The organism is Paenibacillus sp. YYML68 (genome assembly GCF_027923405.1).
Lineage (GTDB): Bacteria > Bacillota > Bacilli > Paenibacillales > NBRC-103111 > Paenibacillus_G.
Window position 1 is genome coordinate 2,774,403 of record NZ_BQYI01000001.1, and the last position, 19,104, is coordinate 2,793,506.

General features: G+C 57.7%; 8 protein-coding genes. 4 read left to right on the forward strand and 4 right to left on the reverse strand.

Going from position 1 to position 19,104, the window contains the following annotated elements; all coding sequences use genetic code 11:
* The first annotated feature begins 7 nt into the window (after positions 1 to 7).
* On the forward strand, positions 8 to 1,006 hold the full coding sequence (locus PAE68_RS12735; RefSeq protein ID WP_281887475.1) for an ABC transporter substrate-binding protein: 999 nt from the start codon (positions 8 to 10) through the stop codon (positions 1,004 to 1,006).
* A 205-nt stretch (positions 1,007 to 1,211) separates the two neighbouring features.
* Here the strand turns inward: PAE68_RS12735 and PAE68_RS12740 are convergent, their stop codons facing one another.
* Positions 1,212 to 2,414 carry a DHH family phosphoesterase gene (locus PAE68_RS12740; RefSeq protein ID WP_281887476.1) on the reverse strand — a complete coding sequence of 401 codons (1,203 nt, stop codon included), beginning with the start codon at positions 2,412 to 2,414 and terminating at the stop codon, positions 1,212 to 1,214.
* A 67-nt stretch (positions 2,415 to 2,481) separates the two neighbouring features.
* Between PAE68_RS12740 and PAE68_RS12745 the strand changes: the two genes are divergently transcribed.
* Positions 2,482 to 2,616 (forward strand): hypothetical protein, encoded by a 135-nt coding sequence (locus tag PAE68_RS12745; RefSeq protein ID WP_281887477.1) that lies wholly within the window; start codon positions 2,482 to 2,484, stop codon positions 2,614 to 2,616.
* A gap of 71 nt (positions 2,617 to 2,687) precedes the next feature.
* Here PAE68_RS12745 and PAE68_RS12750 read toward each other — a convergent pair whose 3' ends face one another.
* The gene (locus tag PAE68_RS12750) at positions 2,688 to 3,047 is read right to left on the reverse strand and encodes a winged helix-turn-helix transcriptional regulator (RefSeq protein WP_281887478.1); all 360 of its coding nucleotides are present in this window, start codon (positions 3,045 to 3,047) and stop codon (positions 2,688 to 2,690) included.
* Positions 3,048 to 3,153: 106 nt separating this feature from the next.
* Between PAE68_RS12750 and PAE68_RS12755 the strand changes: the two genes are divergently transcribed.
* The gene (locus PAE68_RS12755; RefSeq protein WP_281887479.1) at positions 3,154 to 3,543 is read left to right on the forward strand and encodes a RidA family protein; all 390 of its coding nucleotides are present in this window, start codon (positions 3,154 to 3,156) and stop codon (positions 3,541 to 3,543) included.
* 164 nt (positions 3,544 to 3,707) lie between these two features.
* Here PAE68_RS12755 and PAE68_RS12760 read toward each other — a convergent pair whose 3' ends face one another.
* On the reverse strand, positions 3,708 to 5,651 hold the full coding sequence (locus tag PAE68_RS12760; RefSeq protein WP_281887480.1) for a serine hydrolase domain-containing protein: 1,944 nt from the start codon (positions 5,649 to 5,651) through the stop codon (positions 3,708 to 3,710).
* A 449-nt stretch (positions 5,652 to 6,100) separates the two neighbouring features.
* Between PAE68_RS12760 and hpaB the strand changes: the two genes are divergently transcribed.
* Positions 6,101 to 7,558 (forward strand): 4-hydroxyphenylacetate 3-monooxygenase, oxygenase component, encoded by a 1,458-nt coding sequence (gene hpaB, locus PAE68_RS12765; protein WP_281887481.1) that lies wholly within the window; start codon positions 6,101 to 6,103, stop codon positions 7,556 to 7,558.
* Positions 7,559 to 7,884: 326 nt separating this feature from the next.
* Here the strand turns inward: hpaB and PAE68_RS12770 are convergent, their stop codons facing one another.
* Positions 7,885 to 19,095 carry a non-ribosomal peptide synthetase gene (locus PAE68_RS12770; protein ID WP_281887482.1) on the reverse strand — a complete coding sequence of 3,737 codons (11,211 nt, stop codon included), beginning with the start codon at positions 19,093 to 19,095 and terminating at the stop codon, positions 7,885 to 7,887.
* Between the last annotated feature and the right edge of the window lie 9 nt (positions 19,096 to 19,104).

A 19,104-nucleotide genomic window follows, 5' to 3' on the forward strand; every position in this document is an offset into this window, starting at 1 on the left:
GCTACATATGTTTAGTACATCGAAATTCCGCTTCACCACATCGTTCCTTGCCATCATCATGACTACCATTCTCGTGTTCATGGCTGGCTGCGGCACAGCTTCGACAGATGCCCCTTCGAACGCAAGCTCCCAGAAGGAAGCAGAAGCACCGAAGAAGGACGAAGCTCGTATCATCAAGCATGCTATGGAAGAAACAACAATCAATGGCACACCACAGCGTGTCGTCATCTTGACGAACGAAGGTACAGAGGCGGTTCTCACGCTTGGCGTAAAGCCGGTCGGCGCTGTACAATCTTGGGTAGGCGAGCCTTGGTATGATCATATTAAGAAGGACATGGAAGGCGTTACCGTGCTTGGCGAAGAGACTCAGCCGAACATCGAGCTGATCGCTGGACTGAAGCCGGATCTGATCCTCGGTAACAAGGTACGTCATGAGAAGATTTATGAGCAGCTGAAGCAGATTGCTCCTACTGTATTCTCCGCTGACCTTGCAGGCGATTGGAAGAAGAACTTCGCACTCTACGCGGAAGCGTTGAACAAGAAAGCAGAAGGCGATAAGGCGCTTGCTGAATTCGACAAGAAAGTAGCCGATGTGAAGGGTAAGCTTGGCGATAAGGCCAATACGAAAGTATCCGTCGTTCGCTTCACAGCTGGCGATGTGCGCATCTATCAGAAGCAGACATTCAGCGGTGTGCTGTTCAGCCAGCTTGGTGTCGCACGTCCCGCTTCCCAGGATAAGGACCAGTTCATCGAGAAGCTGACGAAGGAGCGCATTGCCGATATGGATGGCGACGTTCTGTTCTACTTCTTGTCTGAGCAGCCGGGCTCGAACGATGCGGAGAAGGTGTCCAAGGAGTGGATGGCTGATCCGATGTTCCAGAACTTGAACGTTGCGAAGACGAACAAGATCGTGAAGGTCAATGAGGTTGTGTGGAACTTGGCCGGCGGTTATAAGGCAGCGAACCTGTTGCTTGAGGAAGTTGCGAAATATTTCGAAGTGAAGTAAGACAAATGCTGTAAATCATAGCAGGCCCGTCTCATCTGTTCGGCTGATCCATGCTCTGCATGGCGCCGGACAGCGAGTCGGGCCTTCCTTATGTGAATCGCATGCGTGTGGTGTGAGTGACTCCATCAACCTAACTTCTGCGCTCGGAAGCTGCTGCGTTGCCTGTAGCCGCGGAGCCGGTCACCTCCTGAATCCGGAGGAGCCGCTATACGAGCACGAGCGCACGCGAGCGCTTATCGGACCGCTGCTCCATTAAGTAGTGGACGTACGCCTCATCACGGACGAGCCATGCGCTGAATCGACGCTTCACGAATCGCTCCGCCTGTGCGAAGGTCGAGAACCGCTCGCTGCACTCCTGATCGTCGACATCGACCTCCCACTCCTTATCCGATGAAAAGATGAAGATTTGCTGCTCCTTGCGATTCTCATACAGGGTGCCGAATGGCGAATCCTTCAGGTTGTACTTGTTCTTGAATGCATCCGGTCGTACAGGCTCCATCGTGAACGTCTCCGATACGTACAGCCGATATACCTCCTCGCCCATCGAGCAGCCCGATGCCTTCGAGTGACCGCCTCCGCCGAACCTCGCGGCGATCTCGGATACGTCGATATGGTCATGAATCGTACGCAGACTCATCTTCTTCCCGCCTACATTGAGGATGGCAATGTAATCCAGATGCGGATTGTCTCGGCCCAGCTCGTGACCGAGCTCCGAGTGGTAGGACTCCGCGTGGACAATGCCGACACACCTGTCGTGGATGTACGTCTGGACGAGCTCTCGCTTCTTCCGCCGCACGTAACGCTCGATCCGCTCCTCCTCGATGTTCAGTATCTTGTCCTCGAAATCGCTGAAGGCGAATGGCTGATCGTCATCCTCCAGCCGCTCCAGCATCGTCTCCTCGAATTCCTCCATCGATACCATGAAGAACAGGTCGTTCAGCCGCTTCGCTTCCACTCTCCCCGCCTTCTCCCACTCCCACGTATCGTACAGCCGTACCAGCTCCACATAATCGTCCAGCGCCTTCGTCGGCTTCAGCAGTCTCTGCTGGATGAAATGCTCATACAGCAGCGAGGTCGCAGAGGCGAGCTTGCCATTCTCATACTCCACCTGCACCTTGCCCCACGGATATTCGTTCAGATGCAGCGCCGTCTTGTGATGATCGAGCAGTAGTACCTTCCCGCCTGCCCGGTAATAAGCGTCCAAGCCGCGCTCGTTCTGCTCGTTGACGGACAGATCAGTAATAATGAGCGAGCTCTTCTTCTTCGGCCGTTCCAAGTAGCGGGCCACCTGATCGTTCAAGCCACCTATGGAATTATATCGAATTTCGACCTTCTCCCCGAAGGCGCACTTCGCCAGGATGCCGCAGCTGACGCCGTCAAGATCGTTATGTGTATACAAGTGGTACATAAGTCCGCCTCCAATATCGGGTCAATCTCCTGTTCTACCGATACATTCCCCTATGGGCTGACGGTTTATGCCTAGGTTCCCGATTCCTGTGCGCTCGCCACTCGCCATGCGCTACAAGCGAACGGTCATTGCTTCGATGAAGTCGAAGGTGGACCGGCAGCTCCACATCGATGCGACGAAGCTTCATCGTGCTCTTACCTGAATGGGAGCCTCCTTCCACACTTAGGAAGCTGTGAGTTCCGACGATGAAGGGAGCAGCCTGTACAAATAATTTCAGCCTTGGTCCTCACTTCCGCTAGGCTGATTTCTCGCTCCCCATTCGCACAGCTGCTCGAGAGCAGGCAATAAGGTACGTGCCTTATCCGTCAGAGCATATTCTACCTTAGGCGGTATTTGCGGATACTCCGTTCGGATCACCATTCCATCGGCTTCCAGCTCCTTCAGCTGACTGCTTAGCGTCTTGAACGTAATCGTGCCTAGCTGTCGCTTCAGCTCATTGAAGCGCACCGGCTCGTTCTCGGCCAGCATATACAGAATCGCCAGCTTCCACTTGCCGCCGATGACCGACAACGTGTAGCCGAATGGCGTCTTTCTCATATCGACGCCTTGCCCCTTATACGCGGCCATTCCCATAGGCTCACTATCCTTTCTGACAGTAGGTGTCCATAAAGTGCGTACTTATGTACGTTTCGATTTCATTCTATACTTACCTTACATTCAGAACGAAGGAGAGATCAAGATGAACATATCCATTTATAATCACGGGGTAGCATGGGAAGAGACATTCAGCGTTACCCAGGCGTGCAGAGTGAAGGACACGATCTACATATCGGGACAATTCTCACATGACATGGAAGGTGTCTTCGTAGGCGAAGGGGACATTGCAGCTCAGACTCGTCAGTCGTTCGATAACCTGGATCGCGTGCTCGAAGGGTTCGGCGTGAAGCGGACTCATATCGCGGAGCTGGAGGTGTTCCTCACCGATCCGCAGCAGCAATTCGAGCCGTTCATCGCGATCTACCGAGACTATGTCGGCGACCACAGGCCTGCTGCCACACTCGTCGGCGTGTCCAGTCTCGCCTTCCCACATCAGCTGATCGAGATTCGTGCCATCGCTCATACCGATTAACATCGCTGCTTCTATGCTCTACCCTATATTTGACACACTCACCGCCATACCCTTCCACTTCTATCTATATGATGTGTGAAAAAGCTAAAAAACCGCTGAACGAAGCTTCTCGCTTCCTTCAGCGGTTCTCTCACGTTACCATCACTATTGCAGCTCAACGTCGATCATGTGTAGTGAATTGGAAGCACGTTCCAGTAATACAGGTAGCCTGTGTAAGCCAGCACGCTTAGTCCGAATACAGTTCGCCATACCGCTGCCGATCGGGCAACCGCTCCGCGACCGAGCTGAGCCCCGCTTCGATATAGCAAGTAGATCGCAGCGAGCGCGGAGACGATCGGCAACGAGCTTATGCCCCAGCTGTACCAGAGCGGGTAACCATACATAACCTGCTGGTTGCCGTACGTCATTTGCAGCAGCATGAAGATCGAGTTCAGCAGCAGAATGATCGTCACAGCCGCGGACATCGGCTTCTTCTCCTTACGGAACAGCCGAACTACATAGCGGATCAACGTCACCACGAGTAGCAGAATGAAGAGCGCAGCCGTACCGACATAGATCGTGAACAGCGTCTTCGTCTGCTGCCAGAACGATACTTGGGTCGTCGTTACATTGTTCGTGTCGGTGAGTGCCCACGACCCGTCGAGCTGGTGGAAGGCCAGCTGCTGGTGGCCGCCCTCCTCCTCGAAGAACCCATCTCCCTTATGGATGAACCTCTTTTGCTTCTTCGTATCGCCCTCCCCGTGGAAATACCCATCGACCAGCAGCGTATTCGCATCAGCCGCCTGCACGCTATAGCTGAAGCCTCCGAAGAACCGTAGCCACTTGCCCCAGCCTTGCACCGGATTGACCCCGGTCTGATACTCTCCCTCCAGCTGCTCCATCGTCAGCGACCCGGCGGCCGTCTGAAGACGATTCACCTGCGAAGTCGGCTGCTTCTCCCCTTCAGCCCCCGATTGAACAACGGTCAATTGCTGCGTGACGACCTCCATAATTTTGTCGTGCAGATCGACACCAGCAGCCGCGCTGTTAACCGTCACGAACAGTCCGACTCGAGCGGACGGGATCAGCACCATTTTGGATACGAACTGATCAATTTCCCCTGTCGCCCATAACGTCTGCACCCCATTGCCCATCGTCCCTCGGAAAAATCCATACCCCAATCCATCCATCCTCGGATGCGCGGCGAATTGCTTCTCATGCATCTGGCGCACCGTCTCCGGCTTCAGTATCGCCCCATCCGCGTAGCGTCCTTCGTTCAGATGAGCGATCACATAGTGAGCGAATTCGCTCGGCGTCACGTTGAGCGCACCCGAGCCCGGCAGGTTGATGTTCGAGTAAGGAGCCTCCTCGAAGCCTGTCTTCGGCGAGTAGCCGTAAGACTTCGCCAGCTGCGGATTGTCTAGCGGAATGTCCAGTGTCGCGCTCGGCATCTGAAGCGGCTTGAACAGCTTCTCGGTCATCGCCTCACTCAACGTCTTACCCGATACCTGCTCTATGACGTTACCGACGAGAGCGAGACTGACGTTGCTGTACTCATACTTTACCCCAGGCGCCCTGACGGGAGGCTGCTCCTTGCTGAACTGCTGCAAGTACGCTTCCGCCGATGTGCGCTCCTCCTTGGACGGTGCGCTAACCGCATAGACCGCTTGATCAAGACCAGCTGAATGTGTCAACAGATGGTGGAGTGTTATCGGCTTGTCGACAACAGGTCCGAGCTGATACGTCTTCAAGTAACGGTTAATATCGTCGTGCAGGCTAACTTCATTGTTCTCGACGAGCTGCATGGCAGCTGTCGCGGTGAATGACTTAGCCAAGGAGCCTACACGCATAATGGTCCGATCTGGGTCGATCGGTGTTCGGCTGTTCACATCCGCATACCCATAGCCCTTACGGAAGAAGATCGAGTCCCCTTGTGTGACGACGACGGCCGCGCCCGGGATATGCTGCTTCTCAAGCTCCTCTGCTATAACGGCATCGAGCTTAGCCTCAAGCTGAGCAGAGGTTACACCGAGCGCTCCTTCTTCGGCAGCATGGACTCCTGTAACGGGCAGAATCAAATTCAGCAAAAGTGACATGGTAACTAGAAGACGAAGCATTTGATTGTTCATATCCACGTTCCTTTCCTGTTAGATCAAGTCTAGCCATGTACCCCACACGATAGGGAAATGACTTCGAATTCTCAACGACGACATGGACGACCTGTACGCCTTGCATGATATTACTGGAACTTGGTATCGGCATACATTATTCCATAATTACCCAAACATTCCGATTCCAAACCTCTTTATTTCATAAAGTTTGTAACCAGTAGGTGCTTGACCATACGTGCTCCTCTTCACTTACATAATATAGGAGTACGAAACGAGAGCCCGTTATAGGGCCGTACCCGGCCATATTTACAAATTCTTAATTGGGCAACCATGGCGCGAGCGCGGCACCTTCAGGTGATGTCAGATCGAGGACGGCCTTACATGGGCTGCGCCAAATTCGAGGCTTGCCATAACAAATTCCGATTTTTAGGGAACCTGTTATTTCAGGATAGGAGGTGATTAGAATTATGGGGGTCAAAGACGGCAAAACATACATTCAGCAAATCGACAAGCTGCATAACGAAGTGTGGATCGACGGTCACCGTATCGAAGGTCTTCTCTCTGAGCATCGGGCGTATCGTGGAGCGATGGCCACTCAAGCGGAGCTATATGACATGCAGCTAAAGGAGGATATGCAGGAGCTGCTCACTTATGAATCCGACACGGCAACGGGCGAGCGTTCCGGGCTGTCCTACCTGCCCCCGCGGGAGGCAGAGGATCTAATCAGACGACGTGTCATGATTCAGGAGTGGGCAGCGATCACGAACGGCTTCATGGGGCGGTCGCCCGACTATATGAACTCAGTTGTGATGCTGCTGGGGGAGACTGCGGAGTTATTTGCCGAGGGAGAGCAGCAGTTCGCGGACAATGCCCGCGCTTACGCACAGCTGTGCCGAAAGTACGATATGACGCTGACGCACACGTTCGTGCGGCCGCAGACGAACCGCTCCATGAGCTTCATGGACTCGGTGACGAAGGATCAGGCGTCGGCTCGCATCGTCGGGAAAACTCCAGACGGTCTCATCATCCGCGGTGCGCTGCTGCTGGCAACCCAAGGCGGCATGACCGACGAGCTGCTCGTCTTCCCCGGTCCGATCCCACGCGGCGGCAGCGAGAAGGACAATCCGTACGCGTTCGCCTTCGCGATCCCATCGAATACGAAGGGGCTGAGGTTCATCGCCCGTGATAGCTTCGATAATGGACGATCAGCCGCAGACGCTCCGCTTAGCTCGAGATTCGAGGAGATGGATACGGCCGTCGTGTTCGATGACGTGTGCGTGCCTTGGGAGCGGGTCTTCATCGCTGGGAGAGCCGATATTGCGAGCAGCTACTTCTACGAGAGCAACTACTATGCCCATATTACGCATCAGGTCGCCTGCCGCCGAGTCGTGAAGCTGGAGTTCATGCTCGGTCTTGTGGAGTCGCTGGTGGATGCCCTCTCGATCCGTGAGCACCTGCACATTCAGGAGAAGGTCGTAGAGGCAATCGTCGCGTATGAAAATATGAGAGCGCTTATGATGACGTCCGAGCTCGACGCCGCCCCCGATCAATGGGGCTTGTGGATGCCGGACCCGAAGCCGCTCAATGCAGCCTGTCTGTACTTTGCCCAGGTGTATCCGCGTATCGCGGAGCTCGTTCAGTTGATCGGGGCGAGCGGACTCGTCGGCGCTCCCTCCCTCGCATCGTTCGAGTCACCGCTGCGCCCGCAGCTGGAGTCGTATCTGCAGACTGGGACGATGTCCGCAACGGAGCGGGTGAAGCTGTTCCGTCTCGCCTGGGACGCGACGATGAGCGCCTTCGGCACAAGGCAGACGCTGTACGAGCGCTTCTTCTTCGGTGACCCGGCGCGCCTCGCGGGACGACTGTATGCCGGGTACGACAAGTGGCACGCAACGGAGCGGGTACGGCGGGTGCTGGAGGATTGAGCGAGGTTGTCAGCGAGGCCGCGGCTGTAACGATGAAGAACATCGTTACGGTGCTGGTTTGAGCGAGGCAAACAGTGCGTCACTGGTTGTTACGATGATTTACACTTGTTACAGCGCTATTCCGGACGCACTATTCCTAGTCACGAGCTATTGAGGGTTGACATTCGTGTCGAGCGGACCACCTTACGCATAAAGCAAAGGAGTGCCTGCCCAGCGGCAAGCACTCCTTCCAGCTTTCAATCCATACAGTCAGCTTCGTCTATTCACTTCATCGCTTCACTCTACGAGTCTGACGTCTCAAGCTTTCTCTTGGACATCGCTCCACTCTACGCGCCCGACGTCTCAAGCTGTCGCTTGGAATCCCCTGATGCAGCTTGACGTTCCTCAATCTGCTTCAGCACCTTCAGAATCAGCTGCGCATTCTCCTCCACGAAGCCAGACTCCAGCACCTCGTCGTGGTTGCCGATCAGACGATGCTCAGTGTACTCGCCAGCTGTGGCGCTCTTCCAGGACAGCTTGTCGCCGTTAGGTCCCTTGGCGGCGCTATGTGCCGCGACCATACCGTGTACGTTCGCCTGCACGCTGCCCATATTGAGCAGCCCGTTACGGTAGATCGCGTAGGCGTAGATCTTCTCGCGATGTGTACCGGAGAGCAGCGCTTGATACGCCTCTGGTGCTTTCTCCAGCGCCTGGTCAATATGCTTGATTGTCTCTTCCCGCGTCGCCGTCACCGTGCGCTCACTCTTCACCGAATCGACCATCAGCAGGTCGGACACTGGAAGACCGCGCAGCTCCATCGCCTTCGCCACCTCGAACGCCAGATTGCCGCCGAGCGAGTAGCCGAGCAATACGTACGGCCCTACTGGCTGCACACGCTGGATCAGCTCGATGTACTGCTCCGTCAGATGACGCTCATCCTCATATTGATCGATAAAATCTACCCCATACACCGTCGCATGCGGCTCCAGCTGCTTCGCCAGCTCCGCGAACGCCATCCCGTAGCCGAGCATCGGCGGGAAGCAGAAGACGTTCCTCGCGCCCGACTCGTTCAACCGCACGATGGCACTCTGACCAGCTGCGACCAAGCCACCCGCGTGCTCCTCCAGAGCACGGACAAGCCCGGCAATCGTAGGCGATTCGAACACGGTGCGCAGTGGAAGCTCCACACCAACCTGCTGATGAATGTGGCGGATCAGCTCCAACACCTTGAGCGAGTGGCCGCCGAGGTCGAAGAAGCTGTCTTGGACGCCGACGCTCGGCACACCGAGCACCTGCTGCCAGATAAGCGCCAGCTGCTGCTCAAGCTCCGTCTGCGGTGCGGAGTCGACCGACGCAGTCGCCTGCTCCATCTCTGAGCCTACAGCCTTCATGGCAGGCAGCGCCTTACGGTCGATCTTGCCGTTCGACGTCAGCGGCATGCGCTCCAGCTGCACGAACTGCGACGGAACCATGTAGCTCGGCAGCGACTTGCCGAGCGCCGAGCGCAGGTCGGCGCTTGAGATCGTCTCCTCCGCGGTGAAGTAAGCGTTCAGCTGCTTGTAGCCGCCGTCGCTGTCGACCGCGAGGACGACCGCTTCCTTGATCGCGGACACCTTCGCGAGCTGCGCCTCGACCTCGCCAAGCTCGACGCGGTAGCCGCGAATTTTGACCTGATGGTCGACGCGACCAATGTACTCGATCTCGCCGTTCGGGAGCCAGCGGGCGAGGTCGCCGGTGGCGTACATTTTGGACCCGGCCACGAATGGATTCGCCACGAATCGGCTCGCTGTCAGCTCCGGACGGTTCAGGTAGCCTCGCGCCAGCCCCTCGCCGGCAATGTACAGCTCGCCTGGTATGCCTACAGGCTGCAGCTTATGGCTCGCGCTCAATATATACGCCTGTGTGTTGCGAATCGGCTTACCGAGTGTAACCTTCGTATTCGCCTCGCACGGACCTGTAATGACATCGATCGTCGTCTCTGTCGGCCCGTAATGGTTGAACAGCTTGTAGCCCTTGCCAACCAGCTTATCCTTCAGCGTATCCTCAAGTCGCTCGCCGCCGCAGATCAGAATGTCCAGCGAATCGACCTTCGCTTCGTCTGCGACCAGCTCCTGCATCAGCGCTGGGGAAGAGTCGAGCACGCGAATGCCTTGCGCCTCGACGTACGCGAGCAGCTTCTTGCGGTTCAGCAGCGTATCCTTACGCACGACATGCAGCGTTGCGCCATGCAATAGTGCGCCGAATATTTGCTCCACACTCGGATCGAACGTATATTCGGCGGTTAACACGATGCTGTTACGGCTTCCGCTGAAATATTGACTGTAATACCACGTCACCGTGTTGACCACGCTGTGGTGCTCGATCATGACGCCGCGAGGACGGCCTGTCGTACCCGACGTATACAGCACGTAAGCGAGCTGCTCCGCCGATTCGGTCCCATCGAGCTTGGAGCCATCCTTCGCATAGGACGCCTCGTCGTCAAGCGCTAACACCGTACCACTGAAGGCAACCGTATCCGCAAGGTGCTTCTGCGTCAGCAGCAGCTTCGATTTGGAATCGGCGAGCATGAACTGCGTACGCTCCTCTGGATATTCCGGATCGATCGGCATGTATGCTCCGCCAGCCTTCAGAATACCGAGCAGGCCAACGATCATCTCCATCGACCGCTCCGTCATAATGCCTACGATCGTATCCGCCTGCACGCCTTCTGCACGCAGTCTGCGGGCGAGACGGTTCGCACGCTCGTTCAGCTCACCGTACGTCAGCGTCGCGCCCTCAAAGACGACGGCTGCCAGCTCTGGTGTGCGAGCCGCCTGCTCCTCGAACAGCCGCTGCAGCGTCACGCCGCGCTGGAACTCGGACGCCGTATCGTTGAACGGACCAAGAATCTGCGCTTGCTCCTCAGCTGTCGTCAGCTCGATCTGATCGACGGCCACGTTCGGATTCGCGACCACCTGCTCCAGCACATGCACATAATGGCGCTGCATGCGTTGAATGTCCGCCTCGCTGTAGGCGTACGTGTTGTAGCCGAAGCTGATCCGAATTTCGTCGCCCGGCATGACGACGAGGTTGAAGTCGTAGTTCGTCTGCTCCTTCATGTCGACATTGTGAATCTCGAATGGCGGCTGCGGCATACCTTCTCCCTCAACACCCGCTCCACCTGCGCCAAGCTGCTCCACCTGCTGCTCGACCGGGTAATTCTCGAACACCATAATGTGCCCGATCAGCTCCTGCTTCTGGTCGGAGAGCGCCTGAATCTCGAACAGCGGGTACGTATCGTATGAGGTCGAGGCGAGCGATTGCTCCTGCGTCCTCCGCATGACATCCGCGAACGTAGCCTCCGCCTCGCTCTGAATACGTACCGGAATCGTATTGATGAACAGTCCGATCATGCTCTCAATGCCTGCGACCTCTGCAGGACGACCGGACACGACGCTGCCGAAGACGACGTCGCGTGTATTGTTGTAGCGCTGCAGCACTAGTCCCCATGCGCATTGCATCAGCGTGTTGATCGTCACCTGATGCTCCTTCGCAATACGGTTCATGCGCTCGGTCAGCTCTGAGCTCAGATCGACGTACGTTTCTTCAGGCTCATAGCCCCGTGTCTTCGACGTGATCGAATCGGCCAGCGTGGAAGGCACCATCGTCTGCTGCTCATACCCGGCGAGGTATTGACGCCAGTAGCTGGTCGCCTCCTCCGCATCTTGATCCTCCAGCCACTCGATGTACCGGCTGTATGGCGCGACAGGCTCCAGCATCGGCTCCCGTCCTTCCACTGCAGCGAGGTACGTCTCGAATACTTCCTTGTTAACAAGAGAAATACACCAGCCGTCCATCACGATATGATGGAAGCTCCAGACGAACCGGTACGTCTTCTCACCCGTGCGCAGCACCGCTACTCGCATGAGGCGGTCCCGACTCAGATCGAAGCCACGCGCCTTATCCCGTGCAACATATGTCAAGTAGTACGTCTCACGCTCGATCAGCTCCATTCCCGTTAAGTCCTCGTAATGGAACTCGCAGCCCCGATTACGGTAGACGAGCTGCAGCGGCTTGTCCCCAATCGTGTAATCGAAGTTCGAGCGAAGCGCCGCATGGCGTTCGACGAGTGCATGCAGACTGTTCTCGAAGGCCGCGACGTCGAGCTTGCCGACAAGCTCGTATTTCGCCTGCTCGAAGTATGCGCCTGAGCCTGGCTCGAGGCGGCTGTGGAACAGCATCCCCTTCTGCATCGGCGACAGCGTGTACACGTTCTCGAGCTCTCCAATCGTCTCCGCCTGAGCGGTCACGACCGCGAGCTGCTCGACAGTCAATCCGCGCAGCGACACATCACTAGGCGTCAGCTCTGGGCGCTCCTTCGCCACGCAATGCGCGATGATGCGCTGCATGCTCGTCTTGAGCAGTGCGCCGAGTCGCTCGACCGTCTCCTTGCGGTATTGGCGCGTGCTGAAGCTGATCGACAGCCCAAGCTCGCCGCCGGAGATCATGCCATTAATGTCCAACGTATATTTACGCAGCATGAGCGCACTGAGCGGCATTCCGTATGAATATTGGGAAGTCTGAATGGAACTGTTTTCCATATCCTGATCGAACTGACCCAAGTAGTTGAAGCTCACCTGCGGCTCTACTGCGTACAGACTGCGCTCCTCCACCGGAGACAGATGCTTCAATATCCCGTAGCCGATCCCCTTGTTCGGAATGCGACGCAGCGACTCCTTCACCGACTTGATGCGATGCGAAACGTCGCGGCCCGACTCTAGCTCCAGCAGCACCGGATATTGACTTGTGAACCAGCCGACCGTCCGCGTAATGTCGAGATCCGGATGAATCGGCTCGCGACCATGTCCTTCGAGGTTCAGCACGAGATGCTCTAGACCGCTCCAGTCGTGCACCGCCATGCCGACCGCTGCAAGCAGCAGGTCGTTGACCTCGGTGTTGTAGGCACGGCCCGCCGACTTCAGCAGTAGCTCCGTCTCCTCTGCCGACCAGCTGACCGTTACGGAATCGCTGTCCGCCAGCATCGCGAACGGCTGATCATAATCGATCGGCAGCGGCTGGTAGGCCGTATTCGCGACTTGCTGCCAGTACGATTTCTCCCGCTCGATCGCAGGTCCCGTCGCGTAATTCTCCAGCTCTTCCGCCCACAGCTGGAACGAATCCGTCTTGCGCGGAAGCTGCAGCTTCTCGCCCTTGAGCGCCTGCTCGTAGGCTGCTGCAATATCCTCGAACAGAATGCGCCACGATACGCCGTCGACCGCGAGGTGATGAATGACGATGAGCAGATGGTCGCCGTCCGGGCAGCGGAACAAGCCGAGCTTCATGAGCGGCCCATCCTCGAGGTTGATGCTGCTCTGCACCTCATTCGCCGCCGCCTCAACCGTATCCGCCAGCAGCTCCTCCGTTACGCCAGTGAAGTCGAACGTCTCCAGCGTGAACAGCTCGCCCTCGTGAATCGCACGATTGTACGCCTCGTAGCCCTCTCCATGCGCCCCCTTGCGGAAAATGAGCCTCAGCGCGTCATGATGCTCCGCCAGCTTACGCATAGCGGCAAGCAGAGCTTGCTCGTCGAACGAATCCGGTCGGTACAGCATAACCGACTGGTTGAAGTAATGCGGCTCGACCATCCCTTGCTCGAAGAACCAGTGTATAATCGGCGTCAGCCCGACCGATCCGGTAATTTCGCCCTGCTCGGCAATGCGTCCGACCTTCTGCACATGCTTGCTCAGCTGGCGAATCGTCGGATATTGGAACAGCTGCTTCATATCGAGCTTATAGCCAGCCTGGAACAGTCTCGACGACACCTGAATGGACTTGATGGAATCGCCTCCCAGCTCGAAAAAGCTGTCCAGCACGCTCACTCGCTTCACACCGAGTACGGACTGCCATACGGCTACGAGCGCTTCCTCCTCCGGCGAGGCAGGAGCCGCATATTCCGCACCTGTCTCGACCTCGCCCTCCGGCTCAGGAAGCGCACGGCGGTCGACCTTGCCGTTCGGCGTGAGCGGAATGCTCGGAACGGCGACGAAATACGACGGCACCATATAAGCCGGCAGCTTGCTGGAGAGCGCACTGCGCAGCTCGCGTACATTCAAGGAGTCGTCGCTTGCATAGTAGGCAACAAGCACCTTCTGCCCATTCGCATCCTCGCGCACGAGGACGACTGCTTCGCGCAGTGGAGCCGCCTGCAGCAGCGCTGTTTCGACCTCTCCGAGCTCAATGCGGTAGCCGCGGATCTTCACCTGGGCGTCCATGCGGCCCTTGTACTCGATCGTGCCGTCCGCCCGCCAGCGGGTCAAGTCGCCGCTGCGGTAGACGCGCTCACCGGATCGGAACGGGCTGTCGATGAACTTCTCGGCCGTCAAGTCCGGCCGGTTCAAGTAGCCGCGCGCGACGCCATCGCCTCCGACGAGCAGCTCGCCCCAGGCGCCGACCGGCAGTAGATTCAGCGCAGCGTCGACGATATAGGCCGTCGAATTGTGAATCGGCCTCCCGATCGGCACCGCATCCGTCTGCGCTTCGCGGATCGGATGCGTCGTGGAGAACGTCGTATTCTCCGTAGGGCCGTAGCCGTTGACGATGGTCAGCTCCGGATGCTCCTGTAGCGCGCGGTTAATGTGCGGCACCGATAAGGCGTCACCGCCGACGAGGAGCGTCTTCAGTCCGTCGAACAGACCGCGCTCCTGAACGAGCAGCTGATTGAACAGCGGAGCCGTCAGCCACATCGTCGTGATCGAATATTCACGGATTGCTTGCTTCAGCTTGACCGCATCAAGAATCGTCTCGTTCGGCACGAGGTACAGCTGACCGCCATTCAATAACGCTCCCCAGATCTCGAACGTCGAAGCGTCGAACACGACGGCGCCTGTCTGCAGAATGCGTGTATGCTCGTTCAGCTCGGCGTAATCCGTATTCATGACGAGCCGTACGACGTTGCGGTGCTCGACCATAACGCCCTTCGGCTTGCCTGTGGAGCCCGACGTATAGATGATATAGGCGAGCTGTTCCGGTGTGGCAGCCGAGGTCAGGTTCGACTCGTCTGCACTGTAGCTCGACGCATCGCCGAGAAGCAGCAGCTTGCGGCTCGTGTCGGTGGCTCCCATCGCCTGCTCAAGCGCAGGCACTAGCTTCTGTGCCAGCACAAGTCTCGCACCGCTGTCCTCCAGCATGTACGCGATGCGCTCCTCCGGATAGTCCGCATCGATCGGCACATACGCGCCGCCCGCCTTCAGAATCGCAAGTACGCCGACGACCATATCAATCGAACGCTCGGCGAGAATCGCAATCGGCTCGTCCTGCTGCACACCTTCAGCACGTAACGTATGCGCCAGGCGGTTCGCCCGAGCATTCAGCTCGCTGTAGGTCAGCTGCTCGCCTTCGTAGACGACCGCCGTATGGCTCGGCGTACGGGACACCTGCTGCTCGAACAGCTCGCTGATTGTCTGCTCGCTCGGGTAGTCGACCGTCGTCGCGTTGAACTGCTCCACGATCTGACGCTGCTCCGCCTCGGAGACGATGCGGATCGAGTCCAGCTTGACCGCAGGCTCGCTGACGATCATCTCCAGCAGCAGCTGCAAGTGCTCGCCTAGCCGCTCGACCGTCTCCTTCTTGAACAGCGCGGTCGCATACTCGAAGCTGCACGCTAGCGATTCGCCCTGCTCGTCCTGCTGCTCGGTGACGAACAGCGTCAGGTCGAACTTCGCGACGTTATGCTCCGCTGCATAGGTGCTGACGCGCAGCGAATCGATAGCAACGTTCGTCTGCGGCTGGTCCGCGTTCTGCACGACGAGCATCGTATCGAACAACGGATTACGGCTCATATCACGGCTCAGCTGCAGACGGTCGACGAGCTCATCGAACGGATAATCCTGATGCTCGAACGCAAGGAGCGACTGCTCTTTGACCTCAAGCAAGTAATCGCGGAACGACTTCGGACCCGTCGGGTACGTGCGAATGGCCAGCGTATTGACGAACATCCCGATAAGACGGGACAGGTCCGCATGCGGTCTGCCCGCGATCGGCGAGCCGACGATGACATCATCTTGTCCGCTGTACTTGTACAAGAGCGACGTGTAGGCGGCTAGCATGACCATGTAGAGCGTCGCACCCGTCTCGGAGGCGAGGCGCTTCAGCTGTGCGGTCAGCTCCGGACTGAGCACGAACTCGGTCACGCTGCCCTCGAAGCTACGCGTCGTCGGACGCGCATAGTCGGTCGGCAGCTCCAGCACCGGCAGCTCCCCTGCGAATGTCTCAAGCCAGTAGCGCTCATGCTCCGCATAGCTGTCGCTGAGCACGTCACCGCGTTGCCATACAGCGTAATCCTTGTATTGAATGCGAAGCTGCGGTAGGTCTGCAGCGTCGTCTGCATACAGACGGATGAATTCATCAACGAGCACGCTCATCGAGGCACCGTCTGAAATAATGTGGTGCATGTCCAGCAGCAGCAGATGACGGTTAGCGCCAAGCTCCACGAGGCCGACGCGCATCAGCGGCGCGGTCTGCAGGTCGAACGTGCGCGTGAAGCGGCGAACGACTTCTTCGACGGAATCAGCTGCTGCCGCACTCTTGGAGCCTGTCGTCGACTCTTGAGCCCCTTCGCTTCCGACTTCAACCGCCTTCAGCCGCTCCATGCGGAACTCAACCTGATCATGCACGATCTGCACGGGCTCGCCGTTCACGACCTCGAAGCTCGTACGCAGCGTCTCATGACGCTCAATCAACGTGCGGAACGCTTGCTCCAGACCGTCACTGTCGATCGGACCTTCCATACGGAGCGCGTTCGGCATGTTGTAGCTAAGACTCGCACCGGACAGCTGATTCAGAATGAACATCCGCTTCTGCGCGGACGACACCGGATAATGAGCTTGCGCTGCTGCAACTGGAATCTCCGCATACTTGTTCGGCTCCATCGACTCGATGGCGAGCGCCATGCTCTCTACCGTCGGGTTGCGGAACACGTCACGCAGCTGAATGCTCTTGTTCAATTCTTTATGAATGTGGGCGACAAGCGCTGTTGCACGCAGCGAATGGCCCCCGATTTCGAAGAAATGATCCGTCACCCCGACCCGCTCCAGCCCGAGCACCTGCTGCCATATGCGTGCAAGATCCTCCTCCATACGGGTGCGAGGGGCAACATACGTGTCGCCTGCTTGCGCAGCAGCATCTGGAGCTGGCAATGCACGGCGGTCGACCTTGCCGTTCGGTGTGAGCGGCATCACCTCCAGCTGGACGAAGAACGAAGGCACCATGTAGCCCGGCAGCTCGCTCGCAAGGCGCGACTTCAGCTCGCTTGGGCTCAATGCTTCGCCGCTCTTGGTCACATAGTATGCACACAGCAGCTTCTGCCCGGTCTCATCGGCTATCGCTATGACAACCGCCTCGCGCACCTCAGCCGACTTCAGCAGCTGTGACTCGATCTCGCCGAGCTCGATCCGGTAGCCGCGAATTTTCACCTGCTCGTCGATACGGCCCTTGTACTCGATAACGCCATCAGGACGCCAGCGCGCAAGGTCGCCAGAGCGATACAGACGCTCGCCTGCGCGGAACGGGCTGTCGATGAACTTCTCCGCCGTCAGCTCCTCGCGGTTGCGGTAGCCTCTTGCAACGCCATCGCCGCCGACGACGAGCTCACCCCATGCACCGATCGGCATCAGCTTCATCGAGCGGTCGACGATGTACGCGGTCGAGTTGGCGATTGGGCGTCCAATCGGCACCGCCTCGGTTTGCGGCGAATCGACGAGATGGGTGGTGGAGAACGTCGTATTTTCCGTAGGGCCGTAGCCGTTCACGATAACTAGCCCCGGGTGATGCTCAAGCGCCGTATTAATGTGCGGCACCGACAGCACATCTCCGCCGACGAGGAGCGTCTTCACGCCAGTGAACATCGAGTTGTCCTGCATGAGCAGCTGATTGAACAGCGGCGCGGTCAGCCACATCGTGTTGATCGCGTAGCGCTGGATCGCTTGCTTCAGACGGTTCGCGTCGAGAATGACGTCGCTCGGCACGAGATACAGCTTGCCGCCATTCAAGAGCGAGCCCCACAGCTCGAACGTCGTCGCGTCGAAGACGACAGCTCCAGTCTGCAGAATGCGCGTCGTGTTATCCAGCTTCACGTAATTCGTATTCATGACAAGACGTGTCACGTTGCGATGTTCGACCATAACGCCCTTCGGCTTGCCCGTTGTACCCGACGTGTAGATCAGGTACGCGAGCTGGTCAGGCTGCACAGGCAGGTCGAGGTTCGTACTATCCGCTCTAGTAGACGAAGCGGAGTCCGCTAGTGAGCTCGCTGTCAGCTCTAGATTCGCGCTCTTCACACCAGCAGACGTGGCAGAAGCCGATACTGAGGAGTCCGCATTGTCAACCGCACCCTCACGCAAGCTCATGCATACGCCCTGGAAGTCGCTCAGCTTGCTCTCACCAGTACCGAGTTGCTCCAGCAGCTGCTCCTGCACGAGAAGAACCCGCGCACCCGAGTCGTCGAGCAAATATTCAATTCGGTCCTGCGGATATTCCGGATCAATCGGCACATACGCGCCGCCTGCCTTCAGAATCGCAATCGTGCCGACGACCATCTCAACCGAGCGCTCCGCCATAATCGCGACTGGCTCCTCGGACTGTACGCCTTGGGCGATCAGCCTGCGTGCCAATCGGTTCGCACGCTCGTTCAGCCCGCGGTACGTCAGCGACTCGCCCTCACTCTGCACCGCCAGCTCGTCAGGCGTACGGGTCGCCTGCTCCTCGAACAGCTGATGAATCGCGCGATGCTTCGGATACTCGACCTCCGTTGCATTGAACGACTCGATGATTTGCTTGCGTTCCGCTTCAGACAGCAGCTCCGCCTCGGCGAACGGCACGTCCGGCTGGAACAGGACGACCGCCATGAACTGCTGCAGATGCGCCATCAGCCGCTCGATCGATTCCGCCGTATAGCGACACTCGTCGTACGTCGCATCGAGATGCACCAGCCCGCCAGCCTGCACCGAAGCATGCAACCACAGCTCGAACGCCGCCTGCTCCTTGAAGTGATCCGTGTGCAGCGCCTCCAACGAGACGACCGTCGGAATAACCGGACGACCTTCCTCTGGAGCTTCGATGTTCAGCAGGTGCATATATTGGTGAAAAGGAAGTGACTGATGCTGCACCGCCTCTGTCAAATCCGCCTTCATCGCCGGGAGCATCGTCTTCAGCGTCGTCGCCTGTTCGACCTTACTGCGAATAAGCAGCAGTTGGTTCAGCATGGCACCGGCCTCGGTCTTCGACGCCGCTAACGTCGGCGTGCCGATTGTAACCGAACCTTCGTTCGTGTATTTGTACAGCAGTCCTGTAATGGCGGACATGAGCACCATATACACGGCCATGGGAGCCCCGCCCGATATTTGCGCAATGCGTGCCGACAGCTCCGGGGATAGCTCGGTATGAACCGACTTCAGCGTCCCTGGTGCAAGCGTGCTTGCCGTAAGCGGCTGCTGTGTATACGGGATGCCTGCGATACGCTCGTCATTTCCGCCCCCCAGCTTCTCATTCCAATAAGCTTTCTCTTTATCCCAAATGGCTCTCATCCCTACACT